15 protein-coding genes are annotated in these 18,518 nt (G+C 49.2%); 11 read left to right on the top strand and 4 right to left on the bottom strand.

Going from position 1 to position 18,518, the window contains the following annotated elements; translation table 11 throughout:
• Positions 1 to 47: 47 nt before the first annotated feature.
• Complete coding sequence (can, locus tag ACJJJB_RS14790; protein WP_020412479.1) at positions 48 to 704, bottom strand: carbonate dehydratase; 657 nt, start codon at positions 702 to 704, stop codon at positions 48 to 50.
• A 158-nt stretch (positions 705 to 862) separates the two neighbouring features.
• On the opposite strand from can, the gene ACJJJB_RS14785 reads away from it, so the two are divergent.
• Entirely contained in the window at positions 863 to 1,078 is a 216-nt protein-coding gene (locus ACJJJB_RS14785) for a hypothetical protein (protein WP_353375979.1), read from the top strand.
• A 184-nt stretch (positions 1,079 to 1,262) separates the two neighbouring features.
• Complete coding sequence (locus tag ACJJJB_RS14780; protein WP_020412481.1) at positions 1,263 to 1,772, top strand: GNAT family N-acetyltransferase; 510 nt, start codon at positions 1,263 to 1,265, stop codon at positions 1,770 to 1,772.
• Between the two features lie 109 nt (positions 1,773 to 1,881).
• On the opposite strand, the gene ACJJJB_RS14775 is transcribed toward ACJJJB_RS14780, so the two are convergent.
• Complete coding sequence (locus tag ACJJJB_RS14775) at positions 1,882 to 3,081, bottom strand: MFS transporter (RefSeq protein WP_282952557.1); 1,200 nt, start codon at positions 3,079 to 3,081, stop codon at positions 1,882 to 1,884.
• 173 nt (positions 3,082 to 3,254) lie between these two features.
• Between ACJJJB_RS14775 and ACJJJB_RS14770 the strand changes: the two genes are divergently transcribed.
• The 4 genes from ACJJJB_RS14770 to ACJJJB_RS14755 are packed head-to-tail and all read left to right on the top strand — an operon-like array spanning position 3,255 to position 9,268.
• A complete protein-coding gene (locus tag ACJJJB_RS14770) occupies positions 3,255 to 5,120 on the top strand; it encodes an IucA/IucC family protein (RefSeq protein WP_445365087.1) in 1,866 nt (621 codons plus the stop codon).
• A gap of 34 nt (positions 5,121 to 5,154) precedes the next feature.
• Entirely contained in the window at positions 5,155 to 6,135 is a 981-nt protein-coding gene (locus tag ACJJJB_RS14765; protein WP_353375982.1) for a GNAT family N-acetyltransferase, read from the top strand.
• Positions 6,132 to 7,952: an IucA/IucC family protein gene (locus ACJJJB_RS14760; protein ID WP_353375983.1), complete on the top strand. Its 1,821-nt coding sequence runs from the start codon at positions 6,132 to 6,134 to the stop codon at positions 7,950 to 7,952. Before ACJJJB_RS14765 ends, ACJJJB_RS14760 begins: the two co-directional genes overlap by 4 nt.
• A gap of 2 nt (positions 7,953 to 7,954) precedes the next feature.
• Positions 7,955 to 9,268 (top strand): lysine N(6)-hydroxylase/L-ornithine N(5)-oxygenase family protein, encoded by a 1,314-nt coding sequence (locus ACJJJB_RS14755; RefSeq protein ID WP_445365086.1) that lies wholly within the window; start codon positions 7,955 to 7,957, stop codon positions 9,266 to 9,268.
• A gap of 104 nt (positions 9,269 to 9,372) precedes the next feature.
• Here ACJJJB_RS14755 and ACJJJB_RS14750 read toward each other — a convergent pair whose 3' ends face one another.
• Positions 9,373 to 10,311: a hypothetical protein gene (locus tag ACJJJB_RS14750; protein ID WP_020412487.1), complete on the bottom strand. Its 939-nt coding sequence runs from the start codon at positions 10,309 to 10,311 to the stop codon at positions 9,373 to 9,375.
• Positions 10,312 to 10,931: 620 nt separating this feature from the next.
• On the opposite strand from ACJJJB_RS14750, the gene ACJJJB_RS14745 reads away from it, so the two are divergent.
• The 5 genes from ACJJJB_RS14745 (at position 10,932) to ACJJJB_RS14725 (ending at position 16,568) form a co-directional block, all read left to right on the top strand.
• Entirely contained in the window at positions 10,932 to 11,657 is a 726-nt protein-coding gene (locus ACJJJB_RS14745) for a hypothetical protein (RefSeq protein ID WP_020412488.1), read from the top strand.
• 309 nt (positions 11,658 to 11,966) lie between these two features.
• Positions 11,967 to 13,070 (top strand): phospholipase A, encoded by a 1,104-nt coding sequence (locus tag ACJJJB_RS14740; protein WP_353375985.1) that lies wholly within the window; start codon positions 11,967 to 11,969, stop codon positions 13,068 to 13,070.
• Between the two features lie 28 nt (positions 13,071 to 13,098).
• On the top strand, positions 13,099 to 13,503 hold the full coding sequence (locus ACJJJB_RS14735; RefSeq protein WP_020412490.1) for an NUDIX hydrolase: 405 nt from the start codon (positions 13,099 to 13,101) through the stop codon (positions 13,501 to 13,503).
• Positions 13,504 to 13,737: 234 nt separating this feature from the next.
• On the top strand, positions 13,738 to 15,795 hold the full coding sequence (locus tag ACJJJB_RS14730; protein ID WP_245556670.1) for an aminotransferase class I/II-fold pyridoxal phosphate-dependent enzyme: 2,058 nt from the start codon (positions 13,738 to 13,740) through the stop codon (positions 15,793 to 15,795).
• A gap of 32 nt (positions 15,796 to 15,827) precedes the next feature.
• The gene (locus ACJJJB_RS14725; RefSeq protein ID WP_444901051.1) at positions 15,828 to 16,568 is read left to right on the top strand and encodes an SDR family NAD(P)-dependent oxidoreductase; all 741 of its coding nucleotides are present in this window, start codon (positions 15,828 to 15,830) and stop codon (positions 16,566 to 16,568) included.
• Between the two features lie 4 nt (positions 16,569 to 16,572).
• On the opposite strand, the gene ACJJJB_RS14720 is transcribed toward ACJJJB_RS14725, so the two are convergent.
• Entirely contained in the window at positions 16,573 to 18,333 is a 1,761-nt protein-coding gene (locus ACJJJB_RS14720) for a hemopexin repeat-containing protein (protein WP_445365085.1), read from the bottom strand.
• Between the last annotated feature and the right edge of the window lie 185 nt (positions 18,334 to 18,518).

Genomic DNA, 18,518 nt, shown 5'->3' with positions numbered 1-18,518 from the left:
AAATTTTTTATAGGAGCAAATATAAGGGAGTTCGGCAGGGAGTGCTGCTATTCGTTATTGCGTTTGGCTATTTTGGCTAGGGCGTTTTGGTAGGTGTCGGCAATTTCCCCCGGGTGGCTGATAGAGACGCCGAGATCGTGTACCAGGCCGTCTTCCAGGCCATAAACCCACCCGTTAACGGAGAGTTGCTGCCCTACGCGCCAAGCATCTCTCACTATGGTGGTCTGGCAGATATGGATTACCTGCTCCAGTACATTGAGCTCACACAATAGGTCTGTGCGCTGTTGCTGCTGGAAAAGGTCAATCAGGGTGTGATGCTTGTCGCGTACATCCTGGATATGGCGCAGCCAATTGTCGATCAGGCCGAGTTGCTCATTGTGCAGTGCGGCTTGGACTCCACCGCAGCCATAGTGACCGCACACAATAATATGCTTCACCTTTAAGATTTCTACCGCGTACTGCAACACTGACAGGCAGTTGAGGTCTGTATGCACCACCACGTTGGCGACATTACGATGTACAAACAACTCCCCAGGTAATAAACCCACAATTTCATTTGCGGGTACGCGGCTGTCAGCACAGCCTATCCATAAATATTCTGGGGTTTGTTGTTTCGATAGCTTGAGAAAGAAGTCCGGATTTTCCTCACGGGTAGCCTCGGACCATTGCTGGTTATTTTTCAGTAGATGATTAAGCGGGTGCAATGCAGTTGTATCCTAATGTGACCAGGTGGACATTATGATTGCAGGATAGCGGCTTTGTTCGCGCGGGCCAAGGGGTGTTGGTCTAACCTAGATTATGACCAATATCTTGAGCTTGGTCTAAGTGTTCTAGATCCAGGTCGAAAAAGGGAGAATAAATAATGGCAAGAAAAAAAAGTTCTGGACCCGGCAGGCGGAGAGGTTCCTCGCTGCGTTCCGGATTTATGGATCGCCACCGATTGAGAATGCGCCAGTTACAGGCTAGACGTGCCCGCCTACGCAACGCCTTATCCCGCCATACTGATGGAGGTGAGATCGAGCGGGAACCTGTTCCTGAGGGCTTCAGTATTAAGGAGATTGAGGAGGAGTCTTGCTAGAAGAAGTTTGATAACGCATTTTTAAGCTATAGGTGTTATCAAGTGCCATCAGAACTTGAGCTGGTCAATAGCCGTGGAAAACTTACCAAGTCGCCAAACTATTAAAAATCTGTTTTTATTATGGGAATATTAAAGGTATGGCGTAAAGTGTAATTTTGCGCAGAGAGCTGAAAGAGTAGTATTAATGGAGTTTGTAAAATCTGAGGAAAAGGCATCCGTGCGAGTTGCGATGGCGGATTATAGAGACAGTCGCAACGGTGCAGATATTCTCGCTTTGATGGATGAGTATTCCCGCCACCCCTTTGGGGGAGGAGAACCCCTGCCTGAACAGTGCCGCAATCAACTGCTGCCCAAGCTGGCGGAGTTTCCAGGAGCTTTTACAGTATTGGCCTACAGCAATGAAAAAGCGTTAGGCCTGATTAATTGCTTTACTGGTTTTTCCACTTTTTCTTGCCAGCCCCTAATCAATATTCACGATGTTATCGTCAGCGAGCAGGCTCGAGGTTACGGAGTGTGTGCCGCTATGATGGAGTTTGTAGTGAGAGAGGCAAAAAAAAGAGGATGCTGCAAGCTAACAATGGAAGTTCTAGAGAAAAACCTTGCGGCCAAGAATGCCTACCGTAAGGTGGGGTTTAAACCTTATACGTTAGATGAGGAGTTCGGTCAGGCAGAGTTCTGGCAAAGATACCTGTAGCATTTTGGGGCTGGTATTACTATCAACCCCTACCTCCTTTTCAGGCCTCTGCGGCAATAAGGCCCGAACTGATTTTGCGCTGGTTGTGTTATTGAAGATAAATCATGGGCTAGACACCCAAACTCGCTTGCTTTTCTTTTCCTTTTTTAGCACGAAAAAGTGCGAATAACGCGCACATAGCAATCAGCCCCACACTGAGGAGCATCCCTAAAAGAGGTTGTTGGGGGTGCTCCTCATATAGCCAGCCTCCCAGCGCGAACCCAATGGTATATCCACCGGTGTGCATTAGAGCTAAAAGTCCAAAGAGCCTGCCTCCACGTTGCCGGGATTGACTTAATAGTGCGCTGTAACCCGGCACCAGGAAAGCAATACCGACAACAAAGGCAAGTAACCCAAAAACTGCGAGAAGGCTCCCCAGGGTGGAGGAGAGAAAAATACTACCAGTGCACAGCGATGTGACCCCCAGCATAAAGCTCAACTGTGGTGCTTTGAGCCTGCGCACTAACCCCACTTGAACCAGAAAACCGCAGATTGCCACAGTAGCCAACAACACAGCGGTAGCAGAGGAGGCTCCCAAGGCGCTCAGGCCGTATAAATCTTTAAGCGCGGGCCCCATTATTACCTGAAGCTGGCCGACGCTGACTGTGCCGAGTAATGCTGTGGCAAATAAAGCCAGCGATCCCGGCGGCAAGGCTGCTTTCTCACCGGAACTAGGTTGGGATTTATTTGTGGTGGGGGGTAGGCTCAGGGTCAAATACAGAGCTGTGAGAGGTAGCAGAACAAGCCAAGCCATGGGCCACAAGTCGCCTGCCAGCAGCGCGGGTAAGGCCAGTAGCGGCCCAAGCCCTCGCCCCAGGTTCGCTGCCGCACTTAAACCTGAGAGTATCGACAAACGTTTTTCTGGTTCCCCCAATTCAACGGCCCAGGCTTGGCAGCATGGGTAAATAGCGGCGGCATTTAACCCGTAAATGATCCGGCTAATCGCCAGAGCAAACAATGCGCTACCTTCGCTGATAAGCCCCTGTGCCAGTGCAATTAGCAGTGCCACAAAGAGGCACTGAGCGAATAGGGCGCCAGTCAGTCCCGCGAGCAATACGGGCTTGCGACCAATCCTATCCCCGAGTTCCCCCCATAGTGGCCCGGCCACCATCAGGCACAGAGTACCCAGTGCCACAAGGCCACCGATACTGGCCAAACTTAAGCCGCAACGCTCAACGATCAGTGGGATTTGGGTAAGCAGCACGACCTGAGCTGCTCCCTGGCTGGCTACTATCCAGTGGATTTTTTTCTGGTGAGGGGATCGCCGCATTGGGTACTCCGCGGATTAAATGAAAACAGCTAAACGGACGCCCGCTTCTGTGCAGAAATTCTCATCCGAATCATTTTTTCAAGAAAAAGCTTGAATAACGGAAATTTTACCTGCATGATTTTCTAAATACAAATCATTCGCATTTAGTATTTTCTCAGTTAAGAACCCCATTTATGAACGATCCCCAACCCGGTTCGGTTCAGTATGACCGCACTGTTGGCATGGTTGGTACTCAAGAGATATTTATGACTGATCAATACAGCCCGGTCAATGCATTTGCTGAACGAATGTCAGCCAATTGTTTCTTTAATGCGCTGTTGAGAGAAACGGGTTGCGGCACATGGCACATGCAGGAGGGTGAACAACTTCCGGATGGAATCGGTCTTCCAGCAGTAAGTATTCCCCTGCCGGCATCTAGCGCCGAGCTTTGGTTGAACATTTCCTATCACAGTGAGTGTGGTAGGCACCAGTTCGCTCTGCCCATAGTATGGCGAGCGAATGATGGGAGCAGCAAGGTGATTGAGATGGCCGAGGCTGCAGAGTTGGTCGCCCAGGACTTCTCATTTTTTCCTGGCGCCACTGTGGGATCCCGAACGCAATTTACTCGCCGAGTTGCGTCCAGTGTAAAAAATATGACCCAGGCACTGGTTGCACGTAGTGCCGATACAGAAAAGTTATTTTCCTTACCCCTCAGTTTTGCCGAGGCAGAACAGGCGCTTTTATGTGGCCACTCCATACATCCAACCCCGAAAAGCCGAGACCCATTTACCGATAAAGATGCCGAGTGCTACGCACCGGAATTTAATAATCGCTTTGCCCTGGTATGGCTGGGGGTTGATCCTCAATTTTTGCAGGGGGCCAGTGGCGCTGAAATTAGTGAAGTACAGTTCGCCGACTTGGTGCGTGGAGTAGATGGTGGCCCCGTAGCGCCCGAAGGGTTTGTCGCTTTTCCCGCACATCCTTGGCAGTGGCGAAAATTGTGTGAAGTCCAGAGTGTTGTGGAATTACTTGAGGCTGGAAAAATTGTAGAGCTGGGTGAGGGTAGTGAATCCTGGCGAGCAACTTCCTCTCTGCGCGCAATTTACAGTGGCAATAGCCCATATATGCTTAAATTCTCTCTCAGTTTGCGGTTAACCAACTCCGTGCGCACCCTGCAGCCGAAAGAAATGGTTCGCGGACTTGAAGTGCTGAAGGTAAGGGGTACACCGGTAGGACAGGAATTTGCCAACCGCTATCCGAGATTTCAGGTATTGGCAGAGCCAGCCTACCTGATGCTTGCCGACATTGATGGTAAGCAAATTATAGAAAGCCTGGTTATGTTCCGGGAAAATCCTTTCCTTGGTGAATCAGCAGAAAATACTTGCTTGTTGGCTACTTTGACACAGGATCACCCAGACGGATCTCCTTGCAGAGCCGCGCAATTAGTTCAGTGTCTTGCCGATGAGGAGAGTATTTCTATTGAGGCAGCCACTAAACGCTGGTTTAACGCCTTCCTCGATGCAGTAATAGAACCTTTATTGATTGCCCAGGCCGATTTCGGAATTTTGTTTGGTGCCCACCAGCAAAACTTGATCCTGTCGTTTGAAGGTCCCCTGCCTGTTGCTGGTTATTTCAGAGATTGCCAGGGCAGTGGTTATAGCCGTTTGGGGGAGCAACTTCTTAAACCTTATCTGCCCAATTTGGCGCAGGGTAGTGAAAATGTAATTGATGAGCAAATGGCGAATCGACTGTTTGTTTACTATCTCATCGTCAATAGTTGTTTCGGTTTGATTTGCGCCCTTTCCGCTGCGGGCTTAATCACTGAGCGGGAATTATTGCGTCAGTTGCGTCAACGCCTTCTATTGCTACATGAAGGTCAGCGAAGAGATAGTAGTTGCCTGGAGTACCTGCTCAATTCACCTGAGATCTGGGCCAAGGGCAATTTCCAATGTGCGGTTATCGGGATGAATGAGACCACGACCGAAGACCCGCTTTCTATCTATCACAAGATGGCGAATCCCCTGATATCGGCAGTAAAGCTTACAGCTGAAGAAGCCTGATTAATATGTGTAAAAAAACTGCAAGGATAGATTTATGACCAGTTTAACAGCTGTGCCTGAACAGTCCCTGGGGGAGCATGGTCAGCTTCCTGATGGACGCTCTTGGCAAATTGCTCCTGGTGGATATTGTTGTCAATTTAATGGGAAAGATTACTTCCAAATTGAATACATTCCAGGGCGGGATTGCGCACGAATTATTTTAACACACGGTAATGCGCAGCTCGTGGAATTAGACCTATGGTTTGATTGGCTCTTTGCACTGAACCCGGCATTACAAAACATAGATATCGTTGAAACAGATACAGTGGCAAGCCGGGTTTCCCGCAGTGGTTTTTATCAGCGTGCGGAGCTTTGGTATTGTGGAAATAACGCTGGAAAATTTCCTCTGCAGTGGGTGAAGAATGAGCAGGGAGTTCGCCATCCACTCCGTGCGGTACCACCAAAAGGGGAAGTCTATCGACGTTATTTCCACTCCCTGGGAATGGATTTTAGCTTGCGCCACTTAGACCCTCAGAAAGATTTGGAGCGCTTTACCGGCTGGATGAACCAGAGACGTGTAGCCCAATTTTGGGAAGAGGAGGGTGATGCAGACAAGCAGCGGCAGTTTATCGATACTGTTATTGAGGATCCTCATAAATACCCTTTGATCGCTTGTTTTGATGATGAACCCTTCGCCTATTTTGAAGTTTATTGGGCCCTCGAAGATCGTATTGCGCCCTACTACGATTGCCAGCCATTCGATCGTGGTGCACATATGCTGGTTGGTGACCTGCGTTATTTAGGCAAGCGTTTTGCCTATGCCTGGTTTAATGGTATTTCCCATTTTATGTTCCTTGATGATACACGGACTGAAAATTTGGTTGGAGAACCACGGGCGGATAACCGGGCGTTGCTTAAATATATCAACGGAACTTTTAGCTGGAAAAAAATTAAAGAGTTTGATTTTCCGCACAAACGCGCCGCGTTGGTGATGTGTAAGCGGAAAGATTTTTTTCGGAGCATGGGGGGAGTATGAGCGGGGACAAACACTGGAAGCTGGCAAATACAGCTCTATTGGTAAAGTCACTGGCTGAGCTTTGCTATGAGCAGGCGCTCAGTGCTGTAGTAGAAACAGATGGTCGATATTCTGTACACCTCTCCTCAGGGGTTGTTTATCGCTTCAAGGGCAAGTTGACCATCTGGGATTGGCTATTAATAGATCCATGTGACATTGAACGTATACGGGATACAGAAGTGAAGCCAGCCGATGATGCGGCACAATTTTTTATTGATGCCGCTCAGGATTTGGAGGCCTCGTCCAGTACTCTGGGTAATCTATTACAAGAACTTGCCAACACTCTGGTTGCCGATGTTGCTCTATTACAAAAACGCGAAAAATTAAATGCCCAAGCTCTGGCAAAATTGCCTGATGAACAGTTGCAATGCCTGCTGGATGGTCATCCTAAAGCGATGGTGAATAAAGGGCGTATCGGTTGGGGGGCACAAGAGTTTAATGCTTATGGTACAGAGGCTTCCCAGGGTGTTCGATTATTATGGCTTGCGGTCCGGCGGGAGCTGGTTGTTAGTGGAAATAATGATTCCTGGGACTGGCCAGATTTATTGGCAGAGAGCCTTAATGAAATACAACTGAAGCAGCTGTCTGAAGTGTGCCGCAAACAGGGTATCGATTGGCAAGCATTTTTGCCACTACCAGTGCACCCTTGGCAGTGGCAACATCATATTCGCCAACACTATGCACAACAGATTTTTCGTGGCGATTTAGTATTACTTGGAGAATTTGGTGACCAGTACTTGCCACAAGTATCACTGCGTACCCTGTCGAATCTGGATCGCCCTCGAGCCCTGCATGTAAAGTTACCACTGACGGTTTTAAATACTTCTTGTTACCGCGGAATTCCGGGTAAATTTATGCGCTGCGGTCCAGGGCTATCCGAATGGATGCAGCAGCTTTGTGAACGCGATGGCGAATTACAATCTCGTGGCACAGGAGTTTTACAGGAAGTGGCGGGGTTGCACGTACCGCACTTTCATCATGAGTTAATTGATGGAACTCCTTATCGCTACAAGGAGTTGCTCGGGGCCACCTGGCGGCAGAGTCCAGCTGGACTATGTGCAGAGGGAGAGCGCCATCTTTTAATGGCTGCCTTGCTGCAGAGAGATGCCAGCGGTAAATCTGTAGCTGTGGCTCTGATAAAAGCTTCCGGTCTTTCTGCACATGCATGGCTTGAGCATTTGTTCGAGGCGACGGTAGTGCCTCTTTATCATTTACTGAGTTGCTATGGCATAGGCTTGGTGGCTCATTCGCAAAACCTGACGTTGGTGTTGCGTAATAATAAAGTGGTGCGTGTCCTCTTGAAGGATTTTCAAGGGGATCTGCGTCTCGCCGAAGGGGAGTTTCCTGAGCGTGCAGATTTACCGGAAGCAGCGGTGCAAGCACTCGACCAGCTACCACCCAATTACATTATTCACGATCTGTTCACTGGTCACTTCGTAACAGTATTGCGATACCTGTCCGCTCAATTAATGATAGAGATCGGATTGGAAGAGCTGGAATTCTACGCAATTTTGGCTCGGGTGCTGCGCCGTTATCAGGAATCTGCGCAACAGCACAGTGCTCACATGGCGAAACGTTTCCAGCTGTTTAATTTATTCCGCCCTCACATCGAGCGTGTTTGTATTAATCGTGTGCGCTTGCGGCAGGGCTATGATGACAGCGCTGAGCGCCCGGTCCCCATCGTCGGTGGTGACCTGCACAACCCTCTTTGGCTCGCTGAGCAAGAGTCCCAACAACCCAAATCACAACCAGAAACCGCTTCCGCTTTAGAGGCCTAATCATGAGTAATTTCCTAGATCTTGCCGGTATCGGGGCCGGTCCTTTTAACCTGGCTGTTGCCGCTTTAATGCAGGATAAATTCCTGAGCCATCGTTTCTTCGACGCTAAAGCGGAATTTTCCTGGCACCCGGGTTTGATGTTACCGGGCGCCATGATGCAGACTTCCTATTTAAAAGATCTGGTAACACCGGTTGACCCTACAAACCCCTATAGTTTTTTGGCATATTTAGTGGAAAACAAGCGCTTTTATGATTTTCTCCATGCAGAACAACGTACCGTGATGCGCCGGGAATTTGCCGATTACCTGGCTTGGGCTGCACGTCGTCTGGATTGTATCCAAATGAGTAGCCGTGTTCAGAGTGTGGTGGATAATGGTGATTATTTTGAGCTGGACGTACATGGGCCCAATGGTCGTGAACAGATACTTGCTAAGAATCTGTGCGTTGCGGCTGGTAAAAAGCCAAATATCCCGGAGTGTAGCCGACCATTCCTTTCTGAAAATTGTTTCCATGCGTTGGAAATAGCTTTGCGCAACCCCGATGTAAGTGGCAAGCGTGTTGCAGTGATTGGTGGTGGTCAGACTGGTGCTGAAGTGGTAATAAATCTTCTTGGCAAACACTGGGGGCGCCCGCAGCAGGTAACTTGGGTATCCCGTCGCAGCAATTATCTGCCCCTGGATGAAACACCGTTTACAAATGATTGGTTTACCCCAGAATATGTTGAGGTATTCCGCCAGCTGAGCCCTCATCGCCGTGAAGAGGTTGTTGCCGAACAGAAACTGGCATCCGATGGGATTTCTCCAGACACGCTCAAAGAGCTATATCAGTTGTTTTATCGTCTCGTGCATCTGGAGAAGGATTCCGAACGAGTGACATTGATGCCCAATCGCGAATTAGTGAATATGTCCTGTCGCGGTGATTACCAGTTACAATTACAGAATCACTTACTGGGTGATGCAGATGGTAATGAGTGGATAAATGCGGATATCGTTATTTTGTGCACAGGTTTACGAGAGGCTCTTCCAGCCTGTTTAGCTCCTCTACAGGAGCGCATTCCTAGGGATGTAGAAGGGCGCCTGTTGCTTGATGATGCATTTGCAACAAAGCTTAATGGGGATGATAGTGAGCGTCGCCTATACTTCCTCGGCACTGGCCGTACCAGTCATGGTATTGCGGAACCGCAATTAAGTCTTTCCGCCTGGCGAGCTGCACAAGTAGTTAATGACTTACATGGCAAAGCGGTGTATGACAATCAGCAAGCAGGCAATTTGATGAAGTGGATTACCCCTGAAGCCCAGCAGATTGCGGTTGCTTAATTTATAGAGTTTTTTTTGATCGAATCTATCTTTTAATGCAGGGTAGATTCGATCATAAGCCTGGTTTTAGTTTTCTTTCCCCGTTGTGGTATCTATTCTGACTATCACTTGGCAACGTCAATAAAAATTCCCATATGATCGGTTACCGCGGCTGCCATGTCGGAACCGTTGACGCTAACCGGGGTGCTCTGTGAGATATAGTCCACCTTGATTACTCGAATGGTCTTGGTATTGTATGCGGCAACGTCATATTTTTTACTGGCCGTGCTGTTGGTACCAGTAAAACTCCGCTGGTAGGAATCAAAAGGATTTACTTCGTCCTCTGTATGTGCATCGCGAAATAGTGTGCCTGTTGCCACACTAAGTGCGCAGGGGGTGAAACTGTCATTTCCCTGGTTAGTGTCGCCCATAACAAGGTCAATAGCGCCATAACCCTGCTGAATTAGAAGGTTATTAATATTGCGATAGAAAATGACTGATTCGCTTTCCTTCTTGGCAATACTGTTAGGTACATGCACGAACACGGCATTCACATTCCCGCTCCTGATTGCAATCCAGCCCATGCCAGAGCCGAGAATCTGATGTTGAGTGGTATTGGCTGCGTGAACACTGAAGCTGTTACAGGCCTTTCCTGTAGAACTCGACCCCACCAACCCCCCAGCATGTTGCTGCATGGAACTCCATTCGCTATTGGCTCCGTCCATTTCTCCATACACTAAAAGATCACAGGTCTGACCCAGTGAGCGATACAGGTGCTGGTGAGTCTGACGAGCTTTACCTTCAATCATACTGAGAAATTGTGCATTGTTGTGCTGGCCTTTAGCCATATAGCCGTGTGGTGCTTGTGCGACCAGCTGAGCTGGGCCGTGAATTGGAACATGAGGGTCCAAACCGTCAGCCGTTGGCATAATTAGGTGCCAGCGATCCTGGTTGGCGGCTTGATGGTTGTGAGTCATACGGGTGAAATGCTGGCTGTTGGAGGCACTAACCCCATGATTGGTACTCGCGTTTGAGTTAATGGATTGATAGGCGAAAGTTGGCATAGAAGTAACTCACTTATAATCAAAACAATTTGTCTTATTTCTAATAACATTGCTGAGCGTTAAGCTAACTTTTTTTGCTTTCTACTTCGTCAATTAATTCTGGCGTTGCATTTAGATATGCCAAATATTATTTGACTGCTCTCTTCGGGACGATGAAAGCATAATAATACATTTACATTACAAATATTCGATTGAGATCAGTTTGTAATGGCCTGTATTAATCGGAATTGGACAAGAAGTGAAAAGGGAGGGAGTTACTTATTCAGGCTTTGTAATTATATGCAGAATACTTATCCGTTTTTTAAGGGGGTTAGAAAGAGGTGATAGTAATGCACAGTTAACCTGAAGATATTCATGAGTTGTGAATTTTACCCTTAAAATTAATTGCGGTTTTCACTTGTGAATACAGTTTTACTGTCTTATGGAGCCTATAGGTGGGTGTTTCACTATTTGTTATTACGTCGCCCAATTTATATTTGGTCGCTGGGCTATTATTTTATAGAGGATGAAACCCTCACAAGCAGGCGCTAAAATCTTCGTGGTCAATCTTCCATGTGCAATACTTTTTGGGTACTGAACTATCAGTCTGGTGCTTGCAGTAAGCAGGGAGGAAATCTGCAATGCGTTTGAACTCTACTCTTGCGCAAGGTCGATATCACTACAGCTGTGACGGGCGTGAAATGCCTGTGCGGGACAGCTGGCAATTGGGCCACGATTCAGAGGGGCGTCGTACCCTGGTGAGTCGACGCCTGGTAGGTGAACAGGGCTATGGAATAGAGGTTTCAGCGCTACTTTGTGCCGGCCTGGTAAGTGAGTGCCATGTCCACTGGCGCGACGAGGTGGATGAGGTAAGTGCTCATTATCGTCTAAGCAGTCCTCAGGGGTATGCGCCTCGCTTAGGGGATGAGATTGAAGCTTCCTGGGAGGGTCCTAACGGCCCCCAGCAGGCCCAATTGCTGGGCGAGTCTCGGCTGTTATTTCCTCTGATGCGCGTGTTTATGGGGCCCCTCTTAAAGACACTTGTACAACACAAGGATGGTTTGGAAGTGGTTTCTCCGGATATTGTTGATCCTTCCCAGCGGGGGAAATTACTGTCACCGAGGGTCAGCCATCGCAGCGCTAGGACTATGGCCGGAGATCTGGCCAGCCAGCGTGCACAGGATATGGGGCCAGATATTTGCGGTTATATTTATCAGGGCGATGAAGCCGAGCGGGATGCGCACTGCTACGTTGATAGTCGCAGTCTATTGGTCGGTTACGACTGGCCATCCAGTACGGGTCGCCTATGGCAGGTTCGCCTAAGAGACCTCGAGTGGTCTCCATGTCTGACCAGTCTGGTTTGTTGAGCAATTTCGCCGACTGAGTTTGCGGAAACATGCGGTGAATGGAATGGCTTTATCAGTCGCTTGAATAGCGACTATCCATATAAAGTATCCGAGTAAACTTTTTGCCCTATTTCTGTGCTTAATATTGATTCATCTCCCAACTCCTTATTTTACCGGTATTTTCTGACTTAACATTTCCTTTCCGTTATTAATAAATCGGAAAATATACTGATTTTATACTTGCATCCGGGAACTAATGCGGCAGGATTTTTTCAGTTCTCCAGTGTAAGCTTGCGTCACTTTTACTGCGTGCCAATGGGGGAGCGCCTTTTGTCCTTTTTAAGATTCGTCACTCGCAATAGAGTTAGATTTTTTGCCTCTCTGCTTGTGGTTGCCCAGTTTCCATTGAATACCGCCATGGCCAGTATTGGTGAGGAGCGCCAAGTAGAGATTAAGGAGCTGGATCAGCAGCATGAGCATGAACAGTGCCTGCAAGAACAGCTACTTATCTCTTCTGCCGATACCACCCTACGGGAAATACGCCTACTCTGTGCCGAGAGAGTGCGTGCCCAGTTGGGCATTGAGGAAGATTACTTTGAGGTAGATCCGGTAGTTGAGGAATATGCAGAGGAGCTTCCCACCGATCAGGTACTGCTGGGAGGGCGGGCCCAGGCAATTCGAGATGCAGCCAGTAACCCTTTCACCCTGGCCTCCCATAAGGCAAATTATATTTTGCCTTTCACCTACAATCCCTCCCCGGAGACAGGGGGGGTGACCGATTACGAGGACCGCGACCTGGATAATATCGAGGTACAGTTCCAGCTCTCGGTGCAGGTACCGGTTTGGCGTGGCTTTCTCGGTAGTGCCTCTTTCATGAGTGTGGCTTACACCAATCGCAGCTTTTGGCAGGCTTATAACTCGGATGATTCGGCGCCATTCCGAGAGACCAATCATGAGCCAGAGTTAATCCTGACCTGGCTCAACGACTGGAGCCTGTTCGGCTGGCATAACGTCGCCAATCAGATTGCCTTTAATCATCAATCAAATGGACGCAGTGAGCCCTACTCACGCAGTTGGAATCGAATTTATGCCAACTTTATCTTTGAGCGGGATAACTTTTCTATAGGTCTTAAGCCCTGGTATAGGATTCCGGAGGCGCGAGAGGATGATGACAATCCGGATATTGAGCACTACCTCGGTCATTTTGAATTGGGTGGGCGCTACCGGGATGGTGACCACTCTATCGCGATTATGGTGCGCAACAATTTGCGCTCAGATAATCGTGGCGCTGTTGAGCTGACCTGGGGATTCCCACTGGGAAAGCGGGTGGATGGTTATATCCGTTATTTCAATGGCTATGGTGAGAGCCTGATCGACTACGATGAGTCTGTACAGACCCTGGGCTTTGGTTTCACTCTGGCTCAGGGGTTCTAACAGCCTCTAACGGCCAGGGACGGGATCGATGGGGTTCGAAGACAGCTACCGACTCAGTGCGCATGCGGTGATTACCAATGAAGTGGGCGAAGTCCTGCAGCTGCTGGCAACCTACGCCAATCGTAGCTGGGGGCTGCCCGGTGGGGCTCTGGACCCAGGTGAAACAGTCCACGAAGCCCTGCGACGGGAGTGTCGCGAGGAGTTGGGGCGGGATGTAGATATTGATTATCTGAGTGGTATTTATTACCACAAGGTCTATAACTCCCACGTTTTTATCTTTCGGGCCCGCTTTACCGACAGGAGGCATATCACCCTGTCAAACGAGCACTCTGAAATGGCGTATTTCCCTCTGGATCAGCTTTCCGAGGTACAGCGGCAGAGAGTCAGGGACTGCCTGGAGTTCGATGGCAGTGTGCGCAGCGCAAAGTTCTAACTTTCCACTTTTCCTTGGCAATAGATCTGGTCGGTCACCATGCATTTGGCGAATTTCGCCAAATGCTTCCCTGTCGCGGAAATCCCGCGCCTGCTCCATTAATATTTGCCCCCTGGCTTTTTAGCCGCGAAATTCCAGATCCTCCGCCATAGCTGGAGGACTTAAGAAAAGTTAATAAAATCAAATAGTTAAATAATTAAGGCGGCAGCCTGCAACAAGTTGCTGGCTATGCTGATGGATAAGAATATGGGCTTGGAATTGAAAATGCCTGAATTGGGCAACCTGAATGACAGCGCGCAGAAGCTGGAATGTCATATCGCTCTGGTGAGTGCAGACAGCAAATTGGCGGGGGACTGGATCAGTGCCCTGAACAGCACCGCCGCTCGCCATGAAAATCCTTTCGGACTGCACTTTGAAGCGGTAGCCCCCGCAGATGTAGAGCGCCTGGGGCGCGATGAAGATCGCTTACAAGCGGTTATAGTGGATGGTGGCAATGATGCTAAAGGCCTGCAAGAGGCCGACCAGTTGGCCGACCGCATCCATGCTCTGCGCTCTCAACTCAATATCTTCCTGGTGGCCCACAGTGATGTTGCCGGTGCTACCTCGCCAATTGGTGAGGCGGGGGCAGAATCCCTCGCCAACCTGCGTCGCCGCTTTGACGAGTTGTTTGATCGCCGAGAGGGCAATTTCAACCATATGTTCCGCCTGGTACAGGCGTTTATTGCCCGCCGCGCCTCCACGCCTTTTGCCGATACCCTGAAGGAATATGTATTCTCCGCACGTGACGCTTGGCATACTCCTGGTCACTCCGGTGGTGACAGCCTGCGCAACAGCCCCTGGGTTGGGGACTTTTACCGCTTTATGGGCGAGCATGTATTCAATACGGATTTGTCTGTTTCCGTACAGATACTCGACAGCCTGCTGGAACCGCACTCGGTAATTCAGGAAGCACAGGATCTTGCCGCCCAGGCGTTTGGTTCGCGCCATACCTTTTTCCTGACCAATGGCACCTCCACTGCCAACAAGGTCGTGATTCAGCAGATACTCGGTGGCGGCGGCAAGATTATTGTCGACCAGGCCTGCCACAAATCGGTTCACCATGCGATAGTGATGAATCGCTGTGAGCCGGTTTATCTGAAGTCGGTACTGCACCCTGAATTCGGCATTTATGGCCCGGTGAAGCGCTCGGATATCGAGGCGGCGCTTGATGAACATAGCGATGCGCGCTTATTGGTTATCACTTCCTGTACCTACGATGGTCTGCGCTACGATTTGAAACCTATTATCGATTACGCCCATGAGCGCGGTGTCAAGGTGCTGGTCGATGAGGCCTGGTTTGCCCACGGTTTCTTCCACCCAGAGCTGCGCCCGACCGCGCTTGAGTGTGGCGCCGACTATGTGACCCAGAGTACCCATAAGATGTTGTCGGCTTTCTCCCAGGCCAGCATGATTCATGTGCAGGACCCGGACTTCGACGAATTCCGCTTCCGCGAAAACCTGAACATGCATGCGTCTACCAGCCCGCAATACGCCATGATTGCCAGCCTCGATGTTGCCCGTAAGCAGATGGCGATGGAGGGATATGGGCGTCTCAAGCAGTGTCTGCAGATGGTGGAAACCCTTCGCCGTGCAGTCAATGAAACCGGAGTATTCCGAGCCCTCACCCGCGATGACCTGATTGCTGAGCCTCTAGCAGGTGACAATATCGGCCTGGACCCCACCAAGGTAACCATCGATATTTCCCGCAGCGGCTATTCGGGCAATGAGATGCAGATCAAGCTGTTTGATCAATACGGTATTCAAGTGGAAAAGACCACCTACAATACCATCACAGTACTGGTAACTCTGGGCAGTACTGAGAGTAAATTGTTGCGCTTGATTCATGCACTGAAGCAGCTGGCGGGGAATACTCACAAGCGTATTCATGTCGGTACTCCGCGCCGCCTGCCTGAGTTTACCCGCTTCACCTGTCTGCCGGCGGATGCCTACTTTGCCGATACGGAAGAGTTGCCGTTGATGGACAATGGGGTGGACGCTACACAGAATCTTATCGGTCGCACCAGCGCCGATGAGATAGTGCCTTATCCGCCGGGCATCCCTGTTCTGGTACCTGGCCAGGAGATTTCTGAGCAGATAGTGCAGTACTTGCAGCAGTTGTTGCAGGGGCAGAATACTACGGAGATTCACGGTCTGATTTTCCGCTCAGATGAACCTATGCTGCGTGTAGTCAAGGAAGTCGCTGAGAAATCAGAAAACAAAGACAAAAAGTCCGGCGGCAAAAAGGCAAAATAAAGCCACACGAGCTATCCGGCATGGAGGCCGGTATGTTTGATCAACCAAGGATGGTATTACTGGCGGGTGCCTCGGGCGGTTTGGCTCGCGCGATCGGCGCCGAAATTGTTCGGCGCTATCCCGATATTACTTTGGTGACTTTGAGCCGTGGTACAGTAGATCGGGTACCTGGACACGCCGGCGAGCGTCGTCACCTGACAGTCTCTCTCGCGGACGAGCACTCTACCAGGGCTGTCGAGACCTTCCTTTCTGAATTTTCCTCTCCGCCTGACTGGGTAATTAACTGTTGTGGATTGTTGCACGATGAATTTCATGGCCCGGAAAAATCTCTAGCGCAATGTGAGGATGATTGGTTGATACAGTCTATGCGTATCAATCTCCTCACTCATATGCACCTGGCCCAGGCGCTGGATAGAAAATTACAACGCAAGCGGCCGCTGCTGTGGGTATCCCTGTCTGCCAAGGTGGGTAGTATCGGCGATAATGAGTTGGGGGGCTGGTATAGCTATCGTATCAGCAAGGCGTCACTCAATATGTTGGTAAAAAACCTGTCTATTGAATGGGGGCGCCGATTGGAAAACAGTTGTGTGGTGGCCATTCATCCGGGCACTACGGATACAGCACTTTCCAAACCCTTCCAGGGTAATCTGGCGCCGGGAAAATTATACAGCCCGGCACTGAGTGCCGGGCGTATTGTGGATGTACTACAACAACTGGCGCCCGCCGATAGTGGTAATCTGTTTTTTTGGGATGGTAGCCGTTTGCCCTGGTAGTGAATCAGGGGGTCATCAAGCCTGGCCAGGTTTCATTATCTGTTGTTCTCGGATACCCACTGTATGCTTGATCAGATGTGATGGAGTAGCGTATATAGCGCTGGTTTTTGAGGAAAAAATATGCACGAAATGTGTTCCATTGGTGGGCTGCGGTAATCTCCGTAGCATAAGGACCGAGTCCTGGCCAATTGCTGTCATTGATAGGTTGGGGGTAGCCGCTGTCAAGTTGGTCTTCTTCCAGGTCATAGCGTAAATAATTCCCGTCTTTGAGAAAGAAATAAACTTTGCTATTAGGCCATTTCAGGACAGCGCGAATTTTTGTCGCGTAGGTAGCCAATCCAGGCCAAGTATTGTTGTCCACCAATTTGGGATAGCCGGAATCGACCCGATCTTCATTGAGGTCATAGCGCAGGTAACGCCCGTCATTTAAGAAGAAATAGCCTTTGTCACTGTTGGCTTTAAATGCAGCAACAATCAGGTGGGCATAGTCGCCCAAGCCAGGCCATGTACTGTTATTGGTCGTGCGCGGATAACCGCTAGAGGCTTTGTCCAGGGTTTTATTGTAGCGTACATATTGATCGTCACCGCGAAAATAGTAAGCACGTGCACTGCTCCAGTCCAGACCAGCAGTAATTTCCAGGGCCGATTTACGCAAAGCAACTGGGGTATCTTTATGTACGAATACATAGTCCAGGACTCCCTGTGCTTCTGTATAGTCGGTCCAGCTTTGTGCGCTAGCGTCGACGACATCAATGAACTGGTCATTCTGGTGAATCTCCACGGGTCCGCCATCTGTGGAATACCATTTAATTGTCTTATTGTCAGCAGCCATCATTTTACGTATTCCAGGGCTGCCAATCAGTGGGTTACCATCCAGCTTCCAATTCGTTTGCAGCTCAATATCCATAAAACGCAACACCGTTGGTGCAATGGAGGTTTGGGCAGCATGGCCATAAATTCCCTTGAAATCTCCATTGTGGATATCTCCAATAAACTCGCTGTGCTCAGCATTTAACGGCAAATTACTGCCAATAAAAATTGTTTTCTCGCTGGCAGTTTGTGCCCCATGCCCGCAGCCGCGAGAATCACGGCCGTGGTCTGTAGTTACAAGCACTAACCATTCTTCACCTTTTGCAATACGTGTATCTACGGCATCTAACAGAGCGCCCAGCTGAGTGTCACTTGTGCGAATGCTTTCGTTATAGTGATTGCCAAAACAGGAGCTGTGGCCGACACCATCGGGGTCATCCAGGTGCAGGAAAAGGAAATCCACATGACCTGAGGATATTTCCTGCACGCCGCGTGTGGTGACATCCGCATCGGAGAGGCCACTTAAAACCAGGTTAGCCTGTGCCAGGTCGCTAGTAAAAAAGTTGGTATTTATAGGGCTCCAATGGGATATGCTGCCCACCCAAAGGCTATTATCAGCCTCCTTTATCCGTTTGAACAAACTGGGGAATTCTGCATTTGCCAGGCCTGAGTCATTGGACGTGACTTGGTGCTTGTCAACCCAAACTCCTGTAAGGATAGTGGACCAGCCGGGGCCACTTTTAGTGTCCTGTTGACTTTGAGAGCCACTGATACCACCGGTATAAGCCCTGTGTAGAATTAATCGATCATAATTGGGGGTGTCTATATCCTTGAGCTTTTCGTACTGCAGCCCATCAACGCCAATTAGAAGTACCTTTTTATTATTCTGGGCAAAAACGAATTGGTTACTGGAAACAAACGAAATTAACAACAGGCAGGAGATAAGTGTCTTCATATCGAATATTCCGTATTTTCAATGATTTTCTGGTCTAGACCAGTGGTGATAGAATAGACGATAGCTATTAAATCCCAATGAAGGGATTTTTACAGCGATACTGCAAAGAAAAGACAGCTATTTAAAAGCTAACAACTAACCAATCTCCCTCATTAAAATTAAAGAGCAAGGAATTTTTTAGGTGC

This window comes from Microbulbifer variabilis, assembly GCF_052468405.1.
Note: the sequence above shows the minus strand (reverse complement) of the source record. Positions and strands in the feature narration are given on the sequence as shown.

What these genes read in the sequence shown, in the direction of transcription:
- ACJJJB_RS14785 (WP_353375979.1), top strand. Translation starts at nt 863, where the DNA reads ATGGCAAGAAAAAAAAGTTCTGGACCCGGCAGGCGGAGAGGTTCCTCG.
- ACJJJB_RS14780 (WP_020412481.1), top strand. Translation starts at nt 1,263, where the DNA reads ATGGAGTTTGTAAAATCTGAGGAAAAGGCATCCGTGCGAGTTGCGATG.
- ACJJJB_RS14775 (WP_282952557.1), bottom strand. Translation starts at nt 3,081, where the DNA reads ATGCGGCGATCCCCTCACCAGAAAAAAATCCACTGGATAGTAGCCAGC.
- ACJJJB_RS14770 (WP_445365087.1), top strand. Translation starts at nt 3,255, where the DNA reads ATGAACGATCCCCAACCCGGTTCGGTTCAGTATGACCGCACTGTTGGC.
- ACJJJB_RS14765 (WP_353375982.1), top strand. Translation starts at nt 5,155, where the DNA reads ATGACCAGTTTAACAGCTGTGCCTGAACAGTCCCTGGGGGAGCATGGT.
- ACJJJB_RS14760 (WP_353375983.1), top strand. Translation starts at nt 6,132, where the DNA reads ATGAGCGGGGACAAACACTGGAAGCTGGCAAATACAGCTCTATTGGTA.
- ACJJJB_RS14755 (WP_445365086.1), top strand. Translation starts at nt 7,955, where the DNA reads ATGAGTAATTTCCTAGATCTTGCCGGTATCGGGGCCGGTCCTTTTAAC.
- ACJJJB_RS14750 (WP_020412487.1), bottom strand. Translation starts at nt 10,311, where the DNA reads ATGCCAACTTTCGCCTATCAATCCATTAACTCAAACGCGAGTACCAAT.
- ACJJJB_RS14745 (WP_020412488.1), top strand. Translation starts at nt 10,932, where the DNA reads ATGCGTTTGAACTCTACTCTTGCGCAAGGTCGATATCACTACAGCTGT.
- ACJJJB_RS14735 (WP_020412490.1), top strand. Translation starts at nt 13,099, where the DNA reads ATGGGGTTCGAAGACAGCTACCGACTCAGTGCGCATGCGGTGATTACC.
- ACJJJB_RS14730 (WP_245556670.1), top strand. Translation starts at nt 13,738, where the DNA reads ATGGATAAGAATATGGGCTTGGAATTGAAAATGCCTGAATTGGGCAAC.
- ACJJJB_RS14725 (WP_444901051.1), top strand. Translation starts at nt 15,828, where the DNA reads ATGTTTGATCAACCAAGGATGGTATTACTGGCGGGTGCCTCGGGCGGT.
- ACJJJB_RS14720 (WP_445365085.1), bottom strand. Translation starts at nt 18,333, where the DNA reads ATGAAGACACTTATCTCCTGCCTGTTGTTAATTTCGTTTGTTTCCAGT.